The sequence below is a fragment of the Rhodoferax mekongensis genome, assembly GCF_032191775.1.
GTDB lineage: Bacteria > Pseudomonadota > Gammaproteobacteria > Burkholderiales > Burkholderiaceae_C > Allorhodoferax > Allorhodoferax mekongensis.
On record NZ_CP132507.1, the window covers coordinates 1,941,616 to 1,964,197 of the forward strand.

Consider the following 22,582-nt stretch of genomic DNA (forward strand, 5'->3'; position numbering starts at 1 on the left):
AAAATGATAGTTATTCAGCGGTAGGCGCATCTCCTTCGGTACCGGCGGCTGTGTCGTCGCCTTCACCTGCATCGGTCGGATTGGCGTCGTTTTCCACGATGCGCTGCAGACCGCTCAGCTTGGAGCCTTCGTCCAAGCCGATCAGCGTCACGCCCTGGGTCGCACGACCCATTTCACGGATCTCACTCACACGGGTGCGCACCAACACGCCCTTGTCGGTGATCAGCATGATTTCGTCTTCGGCGTGCACCAAGGTTGCGGCCACGACCTTGCCGTTGCGCTCGGATTGCTGGATGGCAATCATGCCCTTGGTACCGCGGCCATGGCGGGTGTATTCGGTGATATTGGTGCGCTTGCCGTAGCCGTTTTCGGTGGCGGTCAACACGCTTTGATGCTCGTCTTCAGCGACCAGCATGGCGATCACGCTCTGGCCTTCATCGAGCATCATGCCGCGCACGCCACGTGCATTGCGGCCCATGGGGCGCACATCGTTTTCGTCAAAGCGCACGGCCTTGCCGCCGTCGCTGAACAACATCACGTCGTGCTTGCCGTCGGTCAGTGCCGCACCGATCAGGAAGTCGCCTTCGTCAAGGTCCACGGCAATGATGCCGGCCTTGCGCGGGTTACTGAATTCGTCGAGCGCCGTCTTCTTGACCGTGCCCATGCTGGTGGACATGAACACATACTGGTCGGCAGGGAAGCTGCGCTTCTCGCCGGTGAGCGCCAGCACCACCGTGATTTTTTCGCCCTCTTGCAAGGGGAACATGTTCACGATGGGGCGGCCGCGGGAACCGCGTGAACCTTGCGGCACCTCCCAGACCTTGAGCCAGTACAAGCGGCCGCGGTTAGAGAAGCACAGGATGTAGTCGTGGGTATTGGCTACAAAGAGCTGGTCCACCCAATCGTCTTCTTTGGTGGCAGTGGCTTGCTTGCCCCGGCCGCCGCGCTTCTGGGCACGGTACTCATGCAGGGGCTGGCTCTTGATGTAACCGCTGTGGCTCATCGTGACCACCATGTCGGTGGGAGTGATCAGGTCTTCGGTAGACAGGTCGAACGAGGAGTGCTCGACCAGGCTGCGGCGCGCGCCGATCTTGGTCTGGCCGAATTCCTGTTTCACATGGCCCAGTTCTTCGCCAATGATCACCGCCACGCGTGCGGGCTTGGCCAGGATATCCAGCAGGTCTTCGATCTCTGCCATCACGTCTTTGTACTCGGCGACGATCTTGTCTTGCTCCAGGCCGGTAAGGCGTTGCAGGCGCATTTGCAGAATCTCCTGCGCCTGCGTTTCTGACAGGCGGTACAGGCCGTCGTTGCCCATGCCGAATTCTTTTTCCAGGCCTTCGGGACGGTAGTCATCCGCATTCACTACTCCACCGTCGGCACGGGTGCGGGTCAACATTTCGCGTACCAGCTTGCTGTCCCAAGGGCGGTTCATCAGTTCGGTTTTTGCTACCGGCGGGGTGGGCGATTCACGGATGATGCGGATAAAGTCGTCGATGTTGGCCAGCGCCACCGCCAAGCCTTCCAGTACATGGCCACGCTCGCGGGCTTTGCGCAGGTTGAACACGGTGCGGCGTGTCACCACCTCACGGCGGTGGTTCAGGAAGACCTCGATCAGGTCCTTCAGGTTGCACAGCTTGGGCTGGCCGTTCACCAATGCCACCATATTGATGCCGAAGGTGTCCTGCAGCTGGGTTTGCTTGTACAGGTTGTTGAGCACCACTTCAGGCACTTCACCGCGCTTGAGTTCGATGACCAGGCGCATGCCGGACTTGTCGGACTCATCCTGGATGTGGCTGATGCCTTCGATCTTCTTTTCGTGCACCAGCTCTGCCATGCGCTCTTGCAAGGTCTTTTTGTTGACCTGGTAGGGCAGCTCGTCCACGATGATGGCCTGACGCTGGCCTTTGTCGATGTCTTCAAAGTGGCAACGTGCGCGCATGACCACCCGGCCGCGGCCCGTGCGGTAGCCGTCCTTCACACCCTGAATGCCATAGATGATGCCGGCGGTAGGGAAGTCAGGAGCCGGAATGATGTCCATCAGCTCGTCGATAGAGGCTTCCGGGTTCTTCAGCAAGTGCAGGCATGCATCCACGACCTCATTGAGGTTGTGGGGGGGATGTTGGTGGCCATACCCACGGCAATGCCGCCCGAACCGTTGACCAACAGGTTGGGAATGCGGGTGGGCATGACCAAGGGCTCTGATTCGGAACCGTCATAGTTGGGGCCGAAATCCACGGTTTCCTTGTCCAGATCGGCCAGCAATTCGTGGGCAATTTTTGCCAAGCGAATCTCGGTGTAACGCATAGCCGCGGCACTGTCGCCATCCACAGATCCGAAATTGCCCTGACCGTCCACCAGCATGTGACGCATAGAAAAGTCCTGCGCCATACGAACGATGGTGTCGTACACCGACTGGTCGCCGTGCGGGTGGTACTTACCGATCACATCGCCCACGATACGTGCAGACTTCTTGTAAGCACGGTTCCAGTCGTTGTTGAGCTCATGCATCGCATAGAGCACACGTCGGTGCACGGGCTTTAAGCCGTCCCGTGCATCGGGCAGCGCCCGGCCTACGATCACGCTCATGGCGTAGTCGAGGTAGCTGCGGCGCATTTCCTCTTCAAGACTGATGGGCAGTGTTTCTTTGGCGAACTGGGTCATGTTGGGTATCTGTCTATCAATGTCGAGGACAACCTTGGATTCTACGGCCGCAGGCATGTCGCTTCATTGCAACAAATTTGCCATGTGTGGCCCTCGTTACTCCGGGGTTACCAACGAGCTTCAAATCGGTGCGCACGCTATGGCACAATGGCGAGAACGTCTTTGGTGCATCAGCCTTGGGGCGTCACAAAATTAATCGCAGCTTGCTGCAGTCTTTGCCGTAACTAGGAAGGTCTCATGAAACAATTGAACAAAGTAGCAGCCTTGATCGCTACCGCCGTATTGGCATCTGCCGCTGGCGCTCAAGAAATCCACAACTGGCGTAGCGCTTCCGGCGACGTGTGGAAAAACGTTGACGGCCAATGCTGGCGCGATGCCAGCTGGACTCCAGCTACTGCTGCTGCTGGTTGCGACGGCGCGATCGTGGCTCCTAAGGCTGCCGCTCCTGCACCCGCAGCAGCTCCCGCACCTGCCGCAGCTCCTGCACCTGCTGCCGCTCCTGCACCCGCAGCAGCGCCTGCTGCCGCAGCCGCCGCAAGCAAGGTAACTTACGCTGCTGACGCTTTCTTTGACTTTGACAAATCTGTGTTGAAGGCTGAAGGCAAAGCCAAGTTGGACGACCTGGTTTCCAAGGTCAAGGCCATCAATCTGGAAGTCATCATTGCTGTGGGTCACACCGACGCTACTGGCGACGACTCCTACAACCAGAAGCTGTCTGTTGCACGTTCCGAAGCTGTGAAGGCTTACTTGGTGTCCAAGGGCATCGAAAAGAACCGCGTTTACACAGAAGGCAAGGGCGAGAAGCAACCTGTTGCTGACAACAAGACCAAAGAAGGCCGCGCTAAGAACCGTCGCGTGGAAATCGAAGTGGTTGGCACACGCTCCAAGTAATCTGTTCTCTTGAACGATTCGAAAAAACCCGCTCCGGCGGGTTTTTTCTTGCCCCTACATAATCAAGCCATGCAAACCACACTCAACGCCGATCCTGCTGAACTTGCCAAATTTTCTGAGCTCGCCCATCGTTGGTGGGACACGGAAAGTGAGTTCAAGCCTTTGCATCAGATCAACCCCCTGCGGTTGGCGTGGATTCAAACTTTAGTGCCCCTGGCAGGCAAGACCATGGTGGATGTCGGGTGCGGTGGCGGGATTTTGGCCGACTCAGCAGCCCGGCAAGGTGCCAAAGTGCTGGGTATTGATCTGTCCACCAAGGCATTGAAGGTCGCCCAGCTTCATGCTTTGGAAGCTGAAACCCCTAATGTCACCTACCGTGAAGTCAGCGCAGAAGCGCTGGCCGCTGAAGCGCCTGGAAGCATGGATGTGGTTACTTGCATGGAAATGCTGGAGCATGTGCCCAACCCGGCTTCTGTGGTTGAAGCCTGCGCCCGCATGGTCAAACCGGGAGGGTGGGTGTTCTTTTCGACATTGAATCGCAACCCCATGTCGTTCATTCAGGCCATCGTCGGGGCTGAATACGTGTTGAATTTGCTGCCCAAAGGCACGCACGAGTACGCAAAGATGATCCGCCCGAGTGAGCTGGCGCACTATTGCCGCGAGGCTGGCCTGGAGATTCAAGCGACCAAGGGGCTCAGCTACAACCCCTTGACCCGTCGTTATTCCATGAATAACAACACGCAAGTGAATTATTTGTTTGCTACCCGGAAACCTGCGGCATGAGCTTGAAAACACCGGTGGGTGAAGTAAAAGCGGTACTTTTCGACTTGGACGGTACCTTGATCGACAGTGCGCCGGACTTGGGGGCGGCTGCCGACAAAATGCGAACTGACCGCGGTTTGCCCTCCTTGCCAGATGCTGCTTACCGACCCATGGCAGGTGCGGGTGCGCGAGGAATGTTGAGCGTAGCGTTTGGAATGACCCCTGACTCCCCCGGGTTCGAGGCGATGCGTGAAGAGTTTTTTGTGAACTATGAACGCTGCATGACCGAACGCACTTATGTGTTCGAGGGTGTTGAGGACATGTTGAGCCAGTTGGAAACCTGCGGAGTATTGTGGGGTGTAGTCACCAACAAATCAAAGCGGTTCACCGAGCCCTTGGCCGCTCAAATGCCATTGTTCACGAATGCCTCGGTTGTCATCAGCGGAGATACAACGCCCCATGCGAAGCCGCATCCCGAGCCTCTATTGGAGGCCGCACGCCGCCTGCAGCTTGATCCGTCCCAATGTGTCTATGTCGGCGACGATGAACGTGACATCTTGGCCGCGCGTGCAGCCGGCATGTATTCTGTGGCCGCATGCTACGGATACCTGGGTGCCAAGGCGGACACGGCGGAGTGGGGTGCTGACCTGGAAATTAAATCTCCTACCCTGCTCTTGCAAAGTCTGACGAGCGCCTAAAATAGGGATTGAGGGGCTGCACTGGTTTCGACGTGGATTGGAATCGCTGTGGTGCATGTCGAGCTGAATGTGCTCGTAAAACAGATTCAAACAAACTAACTGCAAACGGTCAACGCCCATAAATATCCATAGTTTGGATGGTGAGTGAGTGACTTCCTCTGAAAAAGAGTAAAATTCAAAGTATGGAGACTTCCATAAGTCTCCATACTTTGGGTAAGCAAAATGTTTGCAACCCAACACGGGGCTGACCTTGGTTTCGACGGGGGTGCTGAGTCAAGTGGAGCATGCCGAGCAATTTCAGAACGCTCGTTAATCTATCTGGAAACAAACTAACTGCAAACGACTCGTCGTACGCACTCGCTGCTTAATTGCACGCGAGCCTCACAACAGTAAGCCGATAGGCTGGGCAAAGGTGGCGTAAGCCACCCTAGCTGTGGGGTAATTTAATTCGGCTGGGCCTGTCTTGGGTAACTTAGGATGGGTCGAGAAAATAGGTTGCTGGCGTCTTGTAAAGCGTGCCACTGCGCGTTACTAGAAGCGAGAATTAAATCAGACGGCTACGCATGTAGAACTATTTGGTGATGGCTTTCGGACGGGGGTTCGACTCCCCCCAGCTCCACCATATACCTTTGAAGCCCGCCTTGTGCGGGCTTCATTTTTTGCAAATACGTGCCAGTTGCTTCCTCTGGCTATCTCATAGTTGCAGCCTGCTACGCAAACTGCCATGCAGTAGACTGCATTTTGGCTCGCTCAGCTCAATAGCTAACGTGCGTCTCGTTCGAAATGTTGTAGCGCACGGCCTGATGGACAAACCAGCCCTCCGGTGCACATATGGACAACTTTCCAAGTTGCCCACATGCACACCCAACGGCGCTGGCTTGACCACAGGAGTTATACCTACGGCCTGACGCGCTTCGCTTGCCAAGAATTAAAAATAGAAATTCAAGGTTTTGGGAGCTGAACTCGAAGCAAACGCATAGTCAGGGTTACTGGCTTTGGCTCGGACGACTGCCCCCAATAATCGGTTTTCCAGTTACATCTGGCGCAAAAGTATCGATACATTAAGTGTGCCCAGTAGTCGTCCCCTACAGCTTCTATTTGAGGCTGATGCAACCCAATTCGGCATCTAATATCTTTCCCCATCTGGTCTCCTCCCATCGGAAGTCTAGACCGGAAAAAGAGATTCCTATGTGCTACCCATCATATTTAATGAACAGCTGAGTCAGCTAGTTGGCCAGACAGCTTTTAGGGGGACGGTGCGGGCAAATTTTGCTCTGGATACACCGTATCCGAAAAGTAGTCCACCAACCCAAGCGTATGCCGTCCACCAGAGGGCTACACCCGCTATTAGGGCTACGGCAGCAGTGCACAAGGAACGTTTGAAAAGCTTGCGTAGCCCCTCAGGAATACATTGAATTCGCTCACCATTTGGGAGCTCAATACCAAGCACAACCCAGTCGGGCCCTCCGGAAATGGACTGTGATATCTCGGTATTGAAGCCGTTCTTAGAGGGTAGAAGCTCCAAGTGGAGGCCCTTCACTTCACCGTTGAGAAACGCATCTTGTAAAGGCTTTGGAATATGCACGGACGCATACCGCTGGGGAGAGGTGTCGTCATAGTACTGGAGGTACAAAGCGAAGTTATCGACGCCGCGGACGTCAGAAGAGGAGCTTCGAATACGAGCGACTTGAATCTTGTGAGGTTGCCGGTACGGAACGTGGTGAGGCATAGCAAATCCTGGTGGTTTTGCCTCCGTATAGTCAGCAGCTGATTCGTTCTTCCCCAGCTTTAAGTCGGCGGCCTAAGCCTACTTCAGAGAGAGAATGGTCTTCACAGCAGTGACGAATCCGGGCTTGAAGATTGTTCGAGTTCGACCTTCACCCAGTGACTTAACAACGCGACCATTTTTCTCTTCCTGCCAGCTCTCTGAGCTCCAAAGCTCAGAAGAGATGGAGTGCTCCAAAGCCTCGCGCTCCAGCGTAGACAACTTGGGCCCTGTAGACACTTCAAGCGTCATACCGTCATTGGAGGTGGATGATGTATTGTTCCTAACGGCAAGAGGTCGTTTATTGATAACTACCTGTGACTGCGACTTGAGAATATTTACCTCTGCCAGCAAAGCGTTTCGCTCTCGTACAAGCTTTTCCACCACAATGCGCATGGCAGGGTCTGTAATGGAGCGCGTCAGATTGTCAGCGGCGCCGACTTTGGCTGTCTCACGCAGCTTGGGCCCACCTGCATACGCCTGCCATGCCTCAATAAGCTTTCGATAGTCAGCAGACTGAACATTCCACAGAGCTTTAACTTTGAGGCCCCCTCGGGACTCTACGGTCTCGCCAACAGTTTTGAGCGAGAAATCTTTGCTTCCCTGTGATTTGAACTCAGTACAAATCGTATGTATCAGTTCCAGATTTTTCAGTTTGGTTGGATGGGAAGAACTGCTCCGAATTGCGTTCAAAACTGACTCAGGGTGTATTTCAGTGATAGCGTGCATGACGGAGTACTACTTCAAAGGTTTAAAGGGGATAGCACGGGCTTCAGAGCTATTCGTGACGGCGACCCTCAATGCTTCGTCAACGGACGCTCCTAGGCGGTTACGGAGGGATTGGCGCGCATCAATTAGCGAAATGACCTCGTACCGGCCAAGAGCAGGATTCTCGGGGTTCATTTGTGCTGCCAAGAGTCTAAGCAGGGAACTTCCCACAAGCTTTTGTTCCTCCTCGGTGAGTGTCATAAATACCGGTGGAAGGCTGTCTCGCATAAGCGCCGCGTCCAGAAGCTGTCCCTGGCGTAGCACTGCCTTACCGGGGTCGAGGTCTTGGTAGAGAACAGACCCTTCACAAACACCGGACAGTTGGAGTAACTCTGAGCTCACCTCTTCAATCGCATAACTCAGCTCCTGTTGACCACCGACGGATATCAACGAAACACCTTCACCGGATGAAAGAACTTTGCGGCAACGCTCCATCAAGCGGGTGATGGCTGCCAAGGTTTGTGTGAGTTCATCGAACTTGCGTATAGAAAATTCCAGCGTTCGCTGAGCCTCAAGATACTGTTTATGTTCTTGAAAAATCTGGTCAGTTGAGAGTGCCTCAGCACGTCTGTCCTCTAGAGCTCGAAAGCGTTGTTCAGCGAGTACCACCTGCTCTTTAGCGTCATAGCAGTGATAGCTGACGTTATTCCATCGCGCAGCCAGCTGCGGTAGAAAGTACGGCTTTGTGACAAACCAACGGCACATAGGGCAATTTCGGGCGCCGCCCGGAACAGGTATGTGTCGCGGTGCAGTGTCGTTACCGATATTTGGACCACCGTTATGGCACCCAGGTGCTTCTGTCTCGCAATTGTTCCCACCTACCAGGCATAAGCCATCGACCATGGCCATCCATCCTGCAGGAGTACGAAGGTGCTTTTGTTCAGGTATCGCGGCAAGGAGGCTTGCCTCATTGTTGGCAATTGCATCCCTAACCAACTGGTCATACTCTGCGTTGGCGAGCCAATCAATGATTGTGCTGTCGGAGGAGTCTTGAAGTCGTGTGACACCCGCCTGTATCGCTTCACGTGATTGCATGGCGCCTGGCTTCGTGTAATACAAAGTCATTACCAAGCGACTATGCCCTGCAATTTTTTGCAATATCGCCAATGGAACTTGGCCATCTAACGCAAGGGCTGTAATCAAGGATACGCGTAAGCTATGCAGAGAGAACAGTGTGGCAAGTGAGTTCTTTGCCCTATGTTCCTTGTCCGGTACTAACCGAATCGGTGCTCCATTCGGAAGCGTCTCACCGCGGGGGCCTAACCGCTTTTGGAGCTCTTCAAGGCATGAGAACCAGGGCCTCTCCAACAACTGAATAGCTGGTGGAAGGTCTGTTCGCTCGGAGTTTTCTGGTGTCCTGAATAGGAACGCCGTATCCGGATATGTCGCAAGTTGCGCCGCAGACTTCATTGGAATATGCCGTGCATCCAAATCTGACCATCGGGTAAGTTGCTTTAACGGGTTGTACTTCTCTTGCCAACGACGTAATTTTTCGAACCAATAAAACGGGTCCTGATGTAGCGGGCCTCCAGTAATCCACGGCACGTTGTATCCCTTTGAAGGGCCGGCTTTCTCGCGGTCTGCAGTCTTATTGGTGTTTATATGAAGAACAACTTTCGCATCGCCATCAATCAATCGGTTGGGTCGAAGAAACACTCCGTTAGAGTACGGACGTTTTTCATTTCCAAGGGCTAATTTGTTGGCGTTGAGTACCCATTCTCCGTCTTGCCACTTCCATGTATCGGCTTCACCCGAGTCCAGCATACGAACTTGCATTGTGCGAAGTGGCAACTGAAGTTTTACAAGCAATGCTACCCACCGAACGGGGCTCCACATTTCATAAATTGTCTCTTTGAGCCGCCCCTGTCCAACATTGCCAGGAACAGAAGGTACTAGTCGGGTTCTTTTGCGCCAGACGCAATCCGGGTCAGATTTGTCGATGAGTTGTTCAGAGACTTCAAACCAGATAGGCCCTCGCTTGGTACCGTCTTCATCACCGGTCTTTACAACGCCAAGGGCATCTTGGGCGAATTTCCAGTCTTTGAAATTCGGACCTTCCGCAATCATTTTGCGTAGTTCATCAATGTATCCATAGGGCAGTGTGGAGCGAACACTTTCCATATGTTTGGCCAGCCCACTCCGACTCAAGTATGGGATGGGATTACGAAATGCCGGAGAGGTTTGTAGTCGTTCGTCGTCGTCCTCTTCGCAGAATTCAGGCCGTGTTAGTACCCATTCAATGAATGAATGAGTACTGTTGTTCACGAAGATTTTTCCATTGGTCCTTTCGGGACCCCATGTCGTTTCGTAAAAGTCTGGTACTTGGGTCTTGTGGAGAAGTAGCTCAGCAGGGTTTGTCGGCAATTGCGTCTCAACCATGAAGTCAAAGAACGCATTGATGCCCTGCATCGCCTGGCCGAGTGCTGCCTCTCGTCCTTTCAGCCACTCCACTGCCAGTACTCGCCAATTTTCAAGCTCTGGGTGGTGAGTAGCAACCCATTCGAGGTTGATGTCGGTGCGTTTCGTGTGTCCCTTCTTCTTTGACTTTCGCGCATTCCGCCTAACCTCAGCCTGAGAGACCTTAACTATTGGAGGAGTAGGGGCTCGCATAAGAGCCCCCACATTTCCCGGGGTCCACTGTCGTCCGGTCTTGGTCGAAATTTCTTCAGCATTGAGTTTTATCGCAATTTGCCTAAGCGTAAGACCCTCTTGCACGTAGCTCTGGCATCGCTCCGCGAGAGCTCTCCTATTCTTATCGAACTCCACTGCAGTGGTTCTCGGATTGGATTGCATGGATGAATACTTCTCTTTTTACGGGATTATGAGTTTGGGGACTGTTTGCATACTGAGGCCTTCAACATTAGCCTCGGTCACTTGGACAATCTCCCTGCGCATATCGCTGCTGAGTTCAGACAGGCGGTCGACCGCTAGTCGGAGATGCTTCACGCACTCGTTTCTATCCGCCTCTGTGTAGACGTTTTGACTATCTAAATCAGTGTGATGCAGGAACCGACGAATCATCTCTTTTGGTACGCCGGCTTTGCGTAGCCGCTGTCCATATGCGTGACGATGCCCGTGAATTGTTGTGCCTAAGCCTTTAGAGGGCTCTAGGCCGATACGTCGGACGGCAGCGGCATGGGAGGCTTCATACTTGCCCATTTTGTGAAGCCCTCCAATGGGTTCGCGCATCAAGTTCATAAAGGCATAAGGATGCGCTCGCAGAGATGCATCAACTGAAAGCACTTGCTCCGCATATAGGTTCCAGATTGTCCAAAACAACTTGCCGAATTCCGGAACGAACCAATACGCTTGTTTGTAATAGCCTCCGTACTTGGACTCATGCATTCCACCTTTCCATCCTGCGGCGGAAGTCGATAGCTTCCAATATCTGGGAACGAGGCCATAACGCTCAGCGAGGTACTCAACGCGACGTCCCTGTCGCGGTCTTCCATTTATGTCCGTCCAGCTAGGGTCAGGTGGTGCGTCCCCCCATGCTGGGTGGTGGATAAGTACTAGAGCTTGGCCTTTGTGCAATGGGTCTTCTTGCACGTCCCAGAGGTACAGGTGAAAGGGTTCGGACTCTCTAAATCCTGCTCCGTTAAGCAGTAGCGTGATGAGCATGTCCCTGTAGTTATAACGATTGCCGACTTTGAATCCTTTGAGAATCAAGTCCAGTATTCGGTCTTCGGGGAACGCCAACGCCGTCTCTTTTTCGACCCTCGGCGGTGCGTGTACCTTTCCTGATGCCCCTTTGTTTCCAGGGCTCCGGGCCGACTCTTCAAACGCAGACCAGGTGTGGCCTAGGAAGGCCTTATTCCTTCGGTATTTGTAAGCAGACTCCGCTAGTCTCAAGTCGTGCTGACTGCCTGCCCAAGTGTTTGCCGGGTTGCCCTTCCCGGGGTTTCTTGCTGCCCACCAGTTAAAGAAATCTGTGAGGTGCCGGATGACGCGTGTGCTTTTGTGCGGGCCCTTGGCGCTCCACCAAAGCCCGCTTGGGTCCTCTCCCGATTCCGGTGCGATAGTTCCAGTTATCAACCTTTGTCGGAAAGTTTGAAAGATAGCTTGTTCATTCGGATACGAAGAGTGTGCATCAAGGTAGTCGAGAAATAGTCGTACCGATGATGTGACTTTGAGCATCCATGAGGGACTTCTGGTGTCCCAGTGTTCCAGGAGGTAATCAAGTAAAACGTGAACGGGACCTTGAGGTGTAAGCAGTACTGGCATCTCATAGGAAATTCCAGTCTCATCGGTATAAACGCGAGCGACAACAACGGTTGATTCAAACATGGTGCGAAAGCTCTCTCTGTAGAAGTTCTCCAAGGGTCACGTTCCGTTTTGATGCGTGAGCTTCTGCCTCAACGGCCTTCCGTGCTGCGGAAAGGTCGCCTACCAAAATAACCTTCATTCGTGCGCGAGTTATCGCGGTATAAAGAATCGTTCGGTCAAGGTTGCGAGACCGGTATATCGGGACTATTGCAATAGGGACTTCACTTCCCTGACTTTTGTGAACGGTTATCGCGGATGCAAGCTCGAGAGCATCCAGTACCGCTTCACTTATCGGGCGAAGTTCTCCGTCGTCCCAGCGAATCCAGCCATATGTGTCTTGCTCGCTTTCCTCAGGGGGCGACAACTCGACGATGTGTCCGATACTGCCGTTCTGAAGGTCGAGGTCCCATAAATTCGTAGTACAAATTACTCGGTCACCTAAACGGAATCCTGTAGCTTCCCACCTGCTTCGCTCATCGCTGTACACGAGAAGTTGAGGGGCCGCAGAGTTGGTCGCAGCTTGACACAGCTTGTTGACCAGGTTGGTAGGTGCCGCCCCTGAATTCTTCGTGCTACAAAGGATTTGACTATTGAGTGGGTCTTTCAGAAAAAGCTCCACCACACGCTCAGCTAGCTCTTCGCTAGGACACTGAATGAAACAAATATCTGCTGAGAGGTCTTCAGTAAGTGTTGGCCAAATACCTCGCCTGATTTCACCGGCAGCCTGAGCTATCGCACCTGCAAAGCGCCGAGTTTCCGTCAACTCGACATGGGGCATTGTGTCTACCCAAGCGAGTTCATGAAGCGTCAATCCGGGCCCCACTGGTGGAAGCTGCGCGGAGTCGCCAATCAAAATGAGTCGAACAGAATTCGGAACTGAGGACAACAGTTGGTACGCTTGTTGAATATCCAACATGCTGCACTCATCCACAACCAGGGTGGCCTCCTCCGGTATACCTTTGGGTGCAATGTTTCGAAGAAAGCCCGCTATGGTCATGGCCTGCCGGCGGGTTGCTTGGGCCATTCGCTTCGCAGCTTTTCCAGTTGGAGCTTGCAAGTAGACAGGAATGGTTTTTTCTTCCAGCAGAAAGTTGATTGCATTCAATGTGGTTGTCTTACCGACCCCAGCACCTCCAATGAGACAAAAGGCACTACAGCTTGCCGCTGTGTGAACGGCCTGCTTCTGGGCTGCATTGAGTTCGAACCGGGTGGTGCTTACCCCTGTGTTCTGAGACGCTTCGAAAGCGTCGATGAGCGTATCAACCTCACTAGCAGCAAACAACGGTGTAGACGCCTTAATACGCGTCGCCAGGGCAGAACAAACGGCTTTCTCCATCAATAGTGGGCCCGGGGCATAGACTCGATTTCCGTATCGCAGCACTACTCCGTTTTGCTCCGCCATCAATAAGGCGGCTTCGCCGCCGAATGGAGAGATACGCGGGTGCACAGCTTTAATAAGTTCAGATGCTTCCAAAAAGGTATGACCGGCATCGAATGCACGGTAAAGCTCAGCCTCTATGGCTGCAGCTAGTCTGCGCGGGTCGTCCGCGGATACATTGAATTCCGTATCTGCAAGCTTGTCCGCTTCTTGCCAAGACATCCCCAACGCTAACAATCGGTAAGGGTCCTCTCTCAATTTTTCGAGCGCGTCGCCTCCATACACTCTCAACAATTTTTTCCCGGTACGCACATCAATATTGGCATCCTGTAGCCAGCGTAGAAGTTCGGGACAGCTGTAATACTTCCATCCTGAAATTAGGGTTAGAGCATTGCTGCTTCCTACTACAGCCTCAAGGCAGGCGTAATCTGCTTTATCTAGAGCGTCGTAGAGAGACTCGCCCAGGGTGTCCCAGACTCGCTGGGCAGTTACTGGTCCAATACCTGGAAACTGCTCCCCCTTAAGAAGCGAAATGATGTGAGAGCCGCTTGTACGTTCAAGCACAGCAGTCGTTGCAATTAATTGAAGCTCTCTTACGACCCATCCTTCAGATGTCGTGAATTCAATGGGCTCCGGTGTGCCTGTTACAAGCCAACGTTGACCAGCGCATAGTGGTACGGGGGTCAATCTAGCGGGGATAGAGATAGCGTAATTGGGCGCTCGGGGAATCGGTCGCCCATCGATGTCCACAACAACTGCGCTGAGATAGGTGAATCGCGGAGTCGATGTACGAATTCTGGTTATTCGAATACGAAATTCAAATTGGTTGCCACTATGCGTCGGGGTGCTCATCGTGGAAGCCGTCCCGACTCGCGTAAAACCGACTCCATGGCTTTGAATCGTTGGAGCTTTTCGTGAGCATTTCTAATTTGCTCTTTAAGGTCCTGAACTTCATAGCGTAGAGGTCTTAGTGCGACTAGTTCTGCATCTTTTGCTGCAACCTCTTTTTCCAGTCGCTTCAATCGCTCCGCATCAATGTTCTTGGCAATGGTTGACCTGGGCCTCTGGGGCAGCATTCCCTCATCAGGCGGGAGGGCCTCTGCAATCACTGGTTGCCCTATCAATACGCCCTCATCACGCAGGCGGTTCTCCAGGTCCAATAGAGCTTGTTTTATCCGAGCGTTTTGCCGCAATGCAGGGCGGTCAATTCTGACCGCCTCCATGACGCTTGCGCGAACCAGCTGAGTCCGGTTGCTGTTTGCGATTTCGCGGAAATAGCTTAGCGATTGGCTATTTGCCCAAGCATCGAAGCGGTCGGCGGCTTCATCTCCCTTGACCTTGCTCATTGACGTTTTTCTGCAGTTGAACGTCTATTGATTATGGAGTATGATGGGGTAAATTGTAAACAGCCAGTGATGGCAAACTGTTGAAAACCTCAACTTACTGCTCAAAACAGATAAAACTGCCCGCTATATATTGAAAGTATGGAAGTTTTTTATGGGTGAGGAACAAACGACGAACGTTTCGCACTCGCTGCTTAATAACCAGTGAGCCTTACAACGGCAGGCCGATGGGCCGGGCAAGGGTGGCGCAAGCTGTCCAGGCTGTAAGGTCATTTACATCGGCTGGCTTTTTACCGGGTACCTTGGTGAGAGGCGAGAAAGTAGGGTACTGGCGTCCGGCATAGCGTGCGACTGCGCGATTCCGGTGGCGAGACTCAAATCAGACCGCTAAACATGTAGATCTGCTCGAGGAAGTTTTGCGGACGGGGGTTCAAATCCCCCCAGCTCCACCATACCCCCTGATAAAGGCCGCTAGGAACATACACCTAGTGGCCTTTTTCTTTGGTAAATCAAGTACTTACGGTGCAGCATAGTACAAAGCGCTCTATTGACTGCTACCGCAAAGCGGGGGTACAAACGGGGGGAGATTCCAGAAAAACGGGGGGATTTTGAGTCTGTACCCCCAAAATCTGTACCCCCATTAGGAGCCGTACCCCCATGCTGACTGATGCTCAGTGCAAAAACGCCGTGTGCCCGGCAGACAAAAAGCAAGCAAGGTTTGCCGATTCTGGGGGCATGTACCTACAGGTAAGCCCCACTGGTTCAAAGCGCTGGTTTTTGAAGTACCGGATTGACGGCAAAGAAAAGCAGCTCGCACTAGGCAGCTACCCGGCGATAAGTCTTTCTGAGGCTCGCAAAGCCCGTGACGCTGCAAAGCTTAAGAAGTCTGAGGGCGTCGATCCTGTGCAGGCTCGCAAGCTGGAAAAGCTGAAAAACACCCGCTCCACTGGTGACACGTTCAAAGCTATCGCGCTGGAGTGGTACGCGAAGCAGGCACCGCAATGGAGCGAAAGTCACGCCGGGCGCATGTTGCGGCAGCTGGAGCGCGATCTTTTCCCGTGGATAGGTGAGCGGCCTATCGCTGAAATTCACGCTATGGAGCTATTGGCAGCGCTGCAAAAGGTGGAGGAGCGGGGCGCATTGGAGACGGCAGACCGTGCCCTGATGCTTGCCCGGCAGGTTTGGGAGTATTGGCTACCCACCGCAGACGTGCAGCAACGCAATATCACCGAGGGACTAAAGGCACGGCTTACCCCATACCGTGGCAAGAGCTTTGCGGCCATCGTGGAGCCTTTGCGCATGGGTGAGCTACTGCGTGCCATCAAGAGCTACAAGGGTGGCCCTATCGTGCGCACAGCGCTGCAATTGGCCCCCATGCTGTACCAACGCCCCGGCAACTTGCGAGAGATGGAATGGACAGAGCTAGACCTAGAGGCGGGTCTGTGGACGATTCCCAGCATGAAGATGAAGCGCACAAAGCTGGAGAAGGAAAACGGAGAGGCGCACGTCGTGCCATTGCCCACGCAAGCTGTGGCGCTCCTAAAGGCTATCCAGCCCCTGACAGGGCACGGGCGCTATGTGTTCCCCGGTGAGCGCAGCCATGACCGGCCAATCTCTGACAACTCCGTGCGCAGTGGCTTGTACGCATTGGGGTTTGGGAAAGAGCAGACATGGCACGGCTTTAGAGCTAGCGCGCGCACGATGCTGGTGGACGAATTGAATCTTGACCCTTTGGCAATTGAGGCGAACCTAGCCCATGCAGTGAAAGACGCTAACGGGCGCAGCTACAACCGGACGCAGTACCTAAAGCAGCGGTTTGAACTGGTGCAGCAATGGGCTGATTACTTGGACAAGCTAGCGCGGGGTGCTGATGTGATCCAGTTGCGCGCTGGAGTCTGAGTGAATATTTAAACGGCGTTCAATTTATTGAGGCATTGTTTCTGCGAAGCCCTGACGCAGTTCATTCAGGGCAAATAGGCGGGGCTGGTGAGTGTTGCGACCACTTGCCAGCCCCTGACCACTATCAAAACGGAGCTTTGAAAATGGCTAGTGAAAATGTAGCGCAATCGAACAAAACAGTACTTTTGCATGTTGCGCATCTTGAAAGCGTAGTGAGTGCCGTTGTAGAGCGTGATGAACAGCTCTATGCAATGGCATCATCTTTACTGATGCATCTATCTCCACAAGACGAGACAAATATACCTGACGGCTACCCGACAACTGCTTGGCGATTGGCGCAGCTTTTAGACGACATGCTGTCAAGTACAAGTCACAGCAAATTTGTGCGCACATGCTTGCTAGGAGCTAATTGACGTTGTTTCGCCAGCCCTAGGCTGATCCCCGAAAACCCGTTTTCCCTGACGGGCTGGGCTGGCAACTATTTGCAGGGGCGCTGGGGGGCGCATGACAGACTTATCTCATTGGGATTTTGCCGAACATTTCTCTGGCTATGACGCGGCCGCACTGATACTTGGACTTGAGCCGCGTGAATCGGAACTAGACCAATGGCGTGTCCATGTCGTAACTGATCGAATGGAGTTGCACTATAAAAAAGCCAAAGACCGGCATTTTCACGAGGTGTTTGGAGACCCGATTGAAACGCTGTACTCGGCAGAACCTGACCTATCAGAACTTCCCAGTGTTGCCCTCGAAAGATTGAGGTATCGAAACGATTGCTTTAACGAGGAAACTCCATTGGCCGACTGGTTTGCTGATAATCGTGCGCCGAAGTTTGAGAATCAAGAATTTTCGAGAAAGTCGATTTCAAGCTGGCTTGCAGCAATCGGGATGAAATCGGTTTACCAGTTTGAGCGAGCTGATTCAGATGATCTTAAGTCCTCTTTATCCGATGAAAGAGAAATAGACCCTAGTGATCTGCCGCCTGAACTTGACGCAGCAAATTTAGCTTATCGAGCGATTGCGAATGGTTTTGGCGATCAATCTGCGACCCCACGAAATCGACTGATTCAGTTTCTGAGAACCAACTTTCCAGACTTCAAAACTGAGCAAATTGAACGAATTGCCACCGTTGCCAATCCAGATAAATCGACTGGCCGCAAAAAAATAGACAAACTTTAGGCTGGGTATTTAAAGCCAATATCCATGCGGGTTTGCCGAATGGTCGGCCTATTCCGCACCGTACTTTGGCGGTTTAAAAAACCTATTTCAACCTGATCGAAATCACGACATTCGCTCCATCGCAACAACGGTTCTAAAGCCGTATGAAAGGAGCCAGATATGTCGATCTGGAGAATGCCCACAGTCAAAGCGGAAACAGGGCACCGCAGCCATGCCAGCATCTATAACGCAATCCACGCTGGGCTATTCACCAAGCCCGTGCCGATTGGACAGCGATCTGTAGGCTGGCCCTCTGATGAAGTTCAAGCCATCAATGCCGCGCGGATTGCGGGTAAGACTGAGGCTGAAATCAGAGAGCTGGTTCAACGCTTGCACGTCAAGCGCACCGAACTGGCAAACCTCTTTGAGGAGCAATTGCAGCAAAGAGCAACGGCTCACTCTGTCGGTTTTCAATCCAACTAAGGGGGACACGCCATGCAAAAAAATAAGGCCACTTCCCCCGAAAAGAAAGCAGCCCTAGAAGCGATCCGGGCGCAGTTTAAAGGCACAGATGGAGATACGCAACGCGCGCGGCTCCTAGAGGCTTTGCAGACGCTCCCAGCGGTGTCAACCTACGAGGCACGCAGAGAGCTGGACATTTACTACCCACCGGCCAGGATCAAAGAGTTGCGCAATGAGGGTTACCGCATTGATACGCACCGGCAGCTAGTGACAACTGAGGCAGGGGTGGATCACTCCGTAGGTGTTTACGTTCTGATTCAAGGGGGCGCACATGCACAAGCCTGATGACTGGTTGAAAGAGCTGGAGCAATTGGTATGGCGCTTTTCACATTTGGGCTTTGGCCCTGATCTGTGCGGCATGAACATGATTGAGCTGGCAGGGCTTCACAGCTATCTATCGCGGCTGGCAGACGCTGCGAGATGACCGGGAAGCCACACAAGGGCATGAAGCACACAGAGCCTTTTGTGGCCTTTCCAAGGAGCGTTTTTGAGGCTCCAGTCTTCACCAGACTGAGCGGCTATGCCTACAAGTTGCTAATGGACGTTGCCTCACAGTACAAGGGCGACAACAACGGCAACCTGACGGCGGCATGGTCGATCATGAGTAAGCGGGGCTGGAGGTCAAAGACAACGCTTTGGCGCTGCAAGTCAGAGCTGATAGATGCAGGGTTTTTGTATGTGACCCGGATAGGGCGCTTACCGAACACCTGTGAACTGTTAGCCCTGACTTGGTTCCCGTTGGATGTTTCGTCCAAGTTTGATGCAGATGCGCTGCATGGGTTTCAACCCAAAGCCTACCGGCCCAAAGTTGTTTTGCCCATGCCGAACATCAAACAAAAAACAGATTGGACATTGCCCAACGGGGGACGGGGTGACGCTGAAAAAACGCGCCCGCTTGTCCATATTTGAAATCATGGGCAGGTCTATAAGTCCAGATATGAAACCATGCGACGCTGAAAGGCAGGGCTATGTTTTCAAAAGTGGACTTATAGGCCGGTTTTGTTCTGGTTTGATGTTTTCAAATCTGGACACCTTTATAGAGAAGCCATTCTCTGTTCTTTCTTTTCACGTCTGCCAGCTCTGCAAAACAAGTGCAAAGACTGCGGCGGCCCCTCTGAAAAGCAAAGCGACCCCCTGTGAACAGCACGCGCGCACGCGCGGGGAATCAACGAGTTAGCCAAGAGGCTTCGTTTTCTGTGGAGAAACAATCATGGCAAAAGGTGGATCACGGCTAGGGGCTGGCAGACCGGCTTACAAGGTCAAGGGCGAGCAACTGCAACGGATTGACGTGCGAGTGTGGGCACGCAAAGGCCTGTTAACTGGAAACAGGTTCTTTAGCTGGAGCTGGAATCGAGGTGGCGAGCCTACGGGCAGCATAGGGGTGAAAGTAACGCCACAAAGCGCGGTAACGCTGGAGTACAGCCTGACCTATGACGGGGAGCGGCGCAGCATTAGCGAGCGGGTGGAGCTGATCTACAAGCCGTGCAACTTTGGCGGCGCGCGGCCATGGTTTCAGTGCCCACGCTGTGCCCGGCAGGTGGCAGTGCTTTACATGCGTTCCGGGCGCTTTGGTTGTAGGCATTGCCAGCGGGTGGCGTACAGCTCTCAGTCTGAGGATGTGATGGCCCGGACGTGGCGAGAGCAGCGGCGCATAGAGGAAAAGATTGGAGAGGACTGGCAGCGGCCTAAAGGCATGAGGCAGCGCACCTATGAGCGGTTAATGGAAAGGCTGGCAGATTGTGAGCAGAGGAGGGAGGAGGCGTTCTGTGTGGCGGCTCAACGCCTTTTCTTTTCGTTATGAAATTCACCCGATTGGGGGAGGTTTTGGTCTGTGCGCTATGAGACACTCTTTATCCAATTTGTTGATCGCTCTGGATCAATAAAGCTAAAGCAAATCCTAGGGAGAAAAAATGTTGAAACTTGTCGTGTTGGCCTCTGTTATTGCAATGACTGGCTGCGCCTCAATCACCGGTTCCAAACTTCAGCCGGTATCTGTCCAGACCGTTCACGACGGAAAAGAAGTTTCTGGGGTCGGTTGTACTTTGACTAACGATGCTGGAAAGTGGTTTGTCACTACACCCGGCAGCGTGACCATTCAAAAGAGCACGGCTGACTTAGCCGTTGACTGCAAAAAGGACAACGTTCTGAGCGGACAGGAAACTGTCGTCTCTAAAGCTAACGGCTCTGTATGGGGAAACATTTTGGCTGGTGGTGGTATCGGATATGTTGTCGATCGCAGCACTGGAGCAGGATTTGACTATCCGAACACAATCACTGTGATGCTGAAGAAACTTGGTGAAGTTGTTGGCCTGACAGACACGGCAAAGCCTGAAGAGAAAAAGGCCCAATAAATAGGGGGTAGGGAATAGAAAGCGGGGGTACAGAAGGGGGTACAGATAGGATTGCAACGTGTGGAAAGCTAATATCCATGAGGGTTTCCAAGGTTCTTTCAATTGACCCCAGCTCAATGAAAAAGCCGCTTGCTGGCAATCAGCAAGCGGCTTTTTTCTTTTGTGGATTTTTTTGTATCAAGTGGGCTGCTGGCGCTCATGGAATATGCGCGAGCAGCTCCTTTTTTGATAGCGTTCCCGACGGCCCTTCTGATGATGGCTACTCTTCTCCGCGATTGCCGCGGGCTCGCTTGATGCCACTGCGTTGGGCTTTGTCTTCCCGTCTGCGCACGCGGGATGCGTAGGTGGGTCGCGTCGCCTTACGCAGCGGAGGCTCAATGGCAGCGGCCTCCAGGATGGCGCGCAAGCGTTCGTAGGCATCCTGGCGGTTCAGTTCGCGTGTGCGGTGCTGTTGGGCTTTGAGAATCAGGACCCCTTCCCGTGTGATGCGGCCGTCAGCGCTTTGCAGCAAGCGCTCTTTCATCGCGTCCGGCAGTGAAGAGCCCGGAATATCAAAGCGCAAATGGATGGCACTGGAAACTTTGTTGACGTTCTGGCCACCGGCGCCTTGAGCGCGGATGGAGATCAGCTGTGCTTCCGCGACAAAGCGGTCAAAAAGAAAAGCCACAGTGGGGTGCTTAGGCGGTTAGACTGCCTCGCACCATACCACTCCCGAACAAGGACTCTCCCATGGCCAAAGGTCAGCAAAAATCCAACAAAGAGTCCAAGAAGCCCAAGAAGGACAGTACTGCGCCCAAGCCCCTGTCCAGCGGCGAGCCGGTGCGCGCTACGGTGACGACAGCAGTGATGCCACGCGGCAAGCTCAAAAACAAGGCCTGACGAATCAGGCCTTGTCGGGTTACAGAAGCGCTTGGGTTTCTGAGTAGGTGGGGGGCTGGCAGCCCGCCCTGGAACAGTTGATGGCCGCAGCCTGCATGGCTTCCACCAAGGTTTGCTTCACACGTCCTTTGCCATCGGCATTGAGGACCCAGTCGCCCAGGCAATTGCCCCAGAATGTATCGCCTGCGCCGACCGTGTCGACCACGGTCGTGCGTGGTACGTCTGCATCTGCAAAAGCGCCGTCCACTTCCAGCCAGGCGCCTTGACCGCCAAAGGTCAAGGCGATGCGGCTGGCGCCTTGGTCGCGGAACAGGGCTGCAATCTGGGCACCTTGTGCCCGGCTTGGTGCATGCACGCCGAGCAACTCCAGGTCTTCGTCGCTGGCCTTGATCCAGTCGGCCAGCTTGGCCACTTGCTTCACTGCTTCCACGTAAGCAGCCAGATCAGCTGCGAGCTTGGGGCGCAGGTTCACATCCACACTGATGGTCCAACCCAAGTCCTTGGCGCCCTGGAGGATCGCAAGCACCTTGGTGTGCTCGGGCGGCACCAACAGCAGGGAGCCGGTGTGCAGCACGCCGGGTGGGTGGGCTTTGAGCATGGCTAGCACACCCGCGGCGGTGTAATCCCGGTCGGCGATGCCTTCGCGATAGAAGCCATAACTAGGCTGGCCGTCTGTAATCTGCACCACAGCGAGCGAGGTCGGCAAACGACTCTCACCGGCCAGCACTTGGACGCCATCCTTTTGCAGTTGCTGGCCCAGTTGTTGCCCGAAGCGGTCAGTGGACAGCGGGTTCACATAGCCCACCGGAGCACCGCGCAGTGCCGCTGCACGCGCCATGTTGTAGGGGCTGCCGCCCATAAATGGGCGCAGAGTCCCGTCAGGCTGCGAGAGGCAGTCCATCAATGCTTCACCGAGTACCCAGATAGATGCTGTCATTTTTTTAAAGAATCGTTGGCGACGGATGACCTCAGTTCAAACAGCCTTATCCACCATACCGATGGCAGTGAAGCGTTTGAATGTTAAGTCTCCGTCTATTTCATTCCATGGAGGATGGTTGGCCGGAACGCGCCATGGCTAGAGCTTAAACCGGCTTTCAGGTGCGTACTTAGCTTGTTTCTGCGAATGTTGATACCCGCTTGACGCCCTTGAACGCCAGTTTCTTGCAGGCCTTTTCACCAAGACGCGGAAGGGCAAACCTTGCGGGATTACAACAGATTTTGAACTAAATAAATCTAGT

General features: G+C 53.6%; 20 protein-coding genes, 1 other RNA gene and 1 pseudogene. 14 read left to right on the forward strand and 8 right to left on the reverse strand.

Features of this window, described 5'->3' with window-relative positions; translation table 11 throughout:
* Positions 1-10: 10 nt before the first annotated feature.
* Positions 11-2,664, reverse strand: a pseudogene (gene gyrA, locus RAN89_RS09405) (DNA gyrase subunit A).
* Positions 2,665-2,901: 237 nt separating this feature from the next.
* Between gyrA and ompA the strand changes: the two are divergent.
* From ompA to ssrA, 4 genes are all read left to right on the forward strand, one after another.
* Entirely contained in the window at positions 2,902-3,555 is a 654-nt protein-coding gene (ompA, locus tag RAN89_RS09410) for an outer membrane protein OmpA (protein ID WP_313869311.1), read from the forward strand.
* A gap of 69 nt (positions 3,556-3,624) precedes the next feature.
* Positions 3,625-4,338 carry a bifunctional 2-polyprenyl-6-hydroxyphenol methylase/3-demethylubiquinol 3-O-methyltransferase UbiG gene (ubiG, locus tag RAN89_RS09415; protein ID WP_313866089.1) on the forward strand — a complete coding sequence of 238 codons (714 nt, stop codon included), beginning with the start codon at positions 3,625-3,627 and terminating at the stop codon, positions 4,336-4,338.
* Entirely contained in the window at positions 4,335-5,015 is a 681-nt protein-coding gene (gph, locus tag RAN89_RS09420; protein ID WP_313866090.1) for a phosphoglycolate phosphatase, read from the forward strand. Before ubiG ends, gph begins: the two co-directional genes overlap by 4 nt.
* A 240-nt stretch (positions 5,016-5,255) precedes the next feature.
* Positions 5,256-5,637: a transfer-messenger RNA gene (ssrA, locus tag RAN89_RS09425) on the forward strand.
* A 1,185-nt stretch (positions 5,638-6,822) separates the two neighbouring features.
* Here the strand turns inward: ssrA and gmtX are convergent.
* From gmtX to RAN89_RS09450, 5 genes are all read right to left on the reverse strand, one after another.
* Entirely contained in the window at positions 6,823-7,509 is a 687-nt protein-coding gene (gene gmtX, locus RAN89_RS09430; protein WP_313866091.1) for a gamma-mobile-trio protein GmtX, read from the reverse strand.
* A 9-nt stretch (positions 7,510-7,518) separates the two neighbouring features.
* Entirely contained in the window at positions 7,519-10,341 is a 2,823-nt protein-coding gene (gmtZ, locus tag RAN89_RS09435; RefSeq protein WP_313866092.1) for a gamma-mobile-trio integrase GmtZ, read from the reverse strand.
* Positions 10,342-10,359: 18 nt separating this feature from the next.
* On the reverse strand, positions 10,360-11,835 hold the full coding sequence (gene gmtY, locus RAN89_RS09440; protein ID WP_313866093.1) for a gamma-mobile-trio recombinase GmtY: 1,476 nt from the start codon (positions 11,833-11,835) through the stop codon (positions 10,360-10,362).
* Positions 11,828-13,756, reverse strand: a complete 1,929-nt coding sequence (locus RAN89_RS09445; RefSeq protein WP_313866094.1) for an ATP-dependent DNA helicase — start codon at positions 13,754-13,756, stop codon at positions 11,828-11,830. The genes gmtY and RAN89_RS09445 overlap by 8 nt, the downstream gene beginning before the upstream one ends.
* A gap of 284 nt (positions 13,757-14,040) precedes the next feature.
* Complete coding sequence (locus RAN89_RS09450; RefSeq protein ID WP_313866095.1) at positions 14,041-14,538, reverse strand: hypothetical protein; 498 nt, start codon at positions 14,536-14,538, stop codon at positions 14,041-14,043.
* 654 nt (positions 14,539-15,192) lie between these two features.
* Between RAN89_RS09450 and RAN89_RS09460 the strand changes: the two genes are divergently transcribed.
* The 9 genes from RAN89_RS09460 (at position 15,193) to RAN89_RS09500 (ending at position 20,465) form a co-directional block, all read left to right on the forward strand.
* A complete protein-coding gene (locus RAN89_RS09460) occupies positions 15,193-16,434 on the forward strand; it encodes a tyrosine-type recombinase/integrase (protein WP_313866096.1) in 1,242 nt (413 codons plus the stop codon).
* 104 nt (positions 16,435-16,538) lie between these two features.
* On the forward strand, positions 16,539-16,847 hold the full coding sequence (locus RAN89_RS09465) for a hypothetical protein (RefSeq protein WP_313866097.1): 309 nt from the start codon (positions 16,539-16,541) through the stop codon (positions 16,845-16,847).
* Between the two features lie 91 nt (positions 16,848-16,938).
* Positions 16,939-17,613: a hypothetical protein gene (locus RAN89_RS09470; protein WP_313866098.1), complete on the forward strand. Its 675-nt coding sequence runs from the start codon at positions 16,939-16,941 to the stop codon at positions 17,611-17,613.
* A gap of 174 nt (positions 17,614-17,787) precedes the next feature.
* Positions 17,788-18,075, forward strand: coding sequence for a helix-turn-helix transcriptional regulator (locus tag RAN89_RS09475; RefSeq protein WP_313866099.1), 288 nt, complete (start codon positions 17,788-17,790; stop codon positions 18,073-18,075).
* A gap of 12 nt (positions 18,076-18,087) precedes the next feature.
* Positions 18,088-18,399, forward strand: coding sequence for a helix-turn-helix domain-containing protein (locus tag RAN89_RS09480; RefSeq protein WP_313866100.1), 312 nt, complete (start codon positions 18,088-18,090; stop codon positions 18,397-18,399).
* Positions 18,386-18,538, forward strand: coding sequence for a hypothetical protein (locus RAN89_RS09485; RefSeq protein ID WP_313866101.1), 153 nt, complete (start codon positions 18,386-18,388; stop codon positions 18,536-18,538). Before RAN89_RS09480 ends, RAN89_RS09485 begins: the two co-directional genes overlap by 14 nt.
* Before the next feature lie 20 nt (positions 18,539-18,558).
* Positions 18,559-19,023 carry a hypothetical protein gene (locus tag RAN89_RS09490; RefSeq protein ID WP_313866102.1) on the forward strand — a complete coding sequence of 155 codons (465 nt, stop codon included), beginning with the start codon at positions 18,559-18,561 and terminating at the stop codon, positions 19,021-19,023.
* Between the two features lie 301 nt (positions 19,024-19,324).
* Entirely contained in the window at positions 19,325-19,915 is a 591-nt protein-coding gene (locus RAN89_RS09495) for a hypothetical protein (protein ID WP_313866103.1), read from the forward strand.
* Between the two features lie 109 nt (positions 19,916-20,024).
* Positions 20,025-20,465 carry a hypothetical protein gene (locus tag RAN89_RS09500; RefSeq protein ID WP_313866104.1) on the forward strand — a complete coding sequence of 147 codons (441 nt, stop codon included), beginning with the start codon at positions 20,025-20,027 and terminating at the stop codon, positions 20,463-20,465.
* A gap of 259 nt (positions 20,466-20,724) precedes the next feature.
* Here the strand turns inward: RAN89_RS09500 and arfB are convergent, their stop codons facing one another.
* Positions 20,725-21,132 carry an alternative ribosome rescue aminoacyl-tRNA hydrolase ArfB gene (gene arfB / locus RAN89_RS09505; protein ID WP_313866105.1) on the reverse strand — a complete coding sequence of 136 codons (408 nt, stop codon included), beginning with the start codon at positions 21,130-21,132 and terminating at the stop codon, positions 20,725-20,727.
* Between the two features lie 62 nt (positions 21,133-21,194).
* Here arfB and RAN89_RS09510 point away from each other — a divergent pair, with 62 nt between their 5' ends.
* A complete protein-coding gene (locus tag RAN89_RS09510; protein ID WP_198301866.1) occupies positions 21,195-21,344 on the forward strand; it encodes a hypothetical protein in 150 nt (49 codons plus the stop codon).
* A 19-nt stretch (positions 21,345-21,363) separates the two neighbouring features.
* Here the strand turns inward: RAN89_RS09510 and RAN89_RS09515 are convergent, their stop codons facing one another.
* Positions 21,364-22,281 carry a PfkB family carbohydrate kinase gene (locus RAN89_RS09515; RefSeq protein WP_313866106.1) on the reverse strand — a complete coding sequence of 306 codons (918 nt, stop codon included), beginning with the start codon at positions 22,279-22,281 and terminating at the stop codon, positions 21,364-21,366.
* Positions 22,282-22,582: the final 301 nt, after the last annotated feature.

What these genes read in the sequence shown, in the direction of transcription:
- RAN89_RS09475 (WP_313866099.1), top strand. Translation starts at nt 17,788, where the DNA reads ATGCCCACAGTCAAAGCGGAAACAGGGCACCGCAGCCATGCCAGCATC.
- ubiG (WP_313866089.1), top strand. Translation starts at nt 3,625, where the DNA reads ATGCAAACCACACTCAACGCCGATCCTGCTGAACTTGCCAAATTTTCT.
- RAN89_RS09470 (WP_313866098.1), top strand. Translation starts at nt 16,939, where the DNA reads ATGACAGACTTATCTCATTGGGATTTTGCCGAACATTTCTCTGGCTAT.
- ompA (WP_313869311.1), top strand. Translation starts at nt 2,902, where the DNA reads ATGAAACAATTGAACAAAGTAGCAGCCTTGATCGCTACCGCCGTATTG.
- RAN89_RS09450 (WP_313866095.1), bottom strand. Translation starts at nt 14,538, where the DNA reads ATGAGCAAGGTCAAGGGAGATGAAGCCGCCGACCGCTTCGATGCTTGG.
- RAN89_RS09515 (WP_313866106.1), bottom strand. Translation starts at nt 22,281, where the DNA reads ATGACAGCATCTATCTGGGTACTCGGTGAAGCATTGATGGACTGCCTC.
- gph (WP_313866090.1), top strand. Translation starts at nt 4,335, where the DNA reads ATGAGCTTGAAAACACCGGTGGGTGAAGTAAAAGCGGTACTTTTCGAC.
- RAN89_RS09510 (WP_198301866.1), top strand. Translation starts at nt 21,195, where the DNA reads ATGGCCAAAGGTCAGCAAAAATCCAACAAAGAGTCCAAGAAGCCCAAG.
- RAN89_RS09480 (WP_313866100.1), top strand. Translation starts at nt 18,088, where the DNA reads ATGCAAAAAAATAAGGCCACTTCCCCCGAAAAGAAAGCAGCCCTAGAA.
- RAN89_RS09495 (WP_313866103.1), top strand. Translation starts at nt 19,325, where the DNA reads ATGGCAAAAGGTGGATCACGGCTAGGGGCTGGCAGACCGGCTTACAAG.
- RAN89_RS09490 (WP_313866102.1), top strand. Translation starts at nt 18,559, where the DNA reads ATGAAGCACACAGAGCCTTTTGTGGCCTTTCCAAGGAGCGTTTTTGAG.
- RAN89_RS09500 (WP_313866104.1), top strand. Translation starts at nt 20,025, where the DNA reads ATGTTGAAACTTGTCGTGTTGGCCTCTGTTATTGCAATGACTGGCTGC.
- RAN89_RS09485 (WP_313866101.1), top strand. Translation starts at nt 18,386, where the DNA reads ATGCACAAGCCTGATGACTGGTTGAAAGAGCTGGAGCAATTGGTATGG.
- gmtY (WP_313866093.1), bottom strand. Translation starts at nt 11,835, where the DNA reads ATGTTTGAATCAACCGTTGTTGTCGCTCGCGTTTATACCGATGAGACT.
- gmtX (WP_313866091.1), bottom strand. Translation starts at nt 7,509, where the DNA reads ATGCACGCTATCACTGAAATACACCCTGAGTCAGTTTTGAACGCAATT.
- RAN89_RS09460 (WP_313866096.1), top strand. Translation starts at nt 15,193, where the DNA reads ATGCTGACTGATGCTCAGTGCAAAAACGCCGTGTGCCCGGCAGACAAA.
- gmtZ (WP_313866092.1), bottom strand. Translation starts at nt 10,341, where the DNA reads ATGCAATCCAATCCGAGAACCACTGCAGTGGAGTTCGATAAGAATAGG.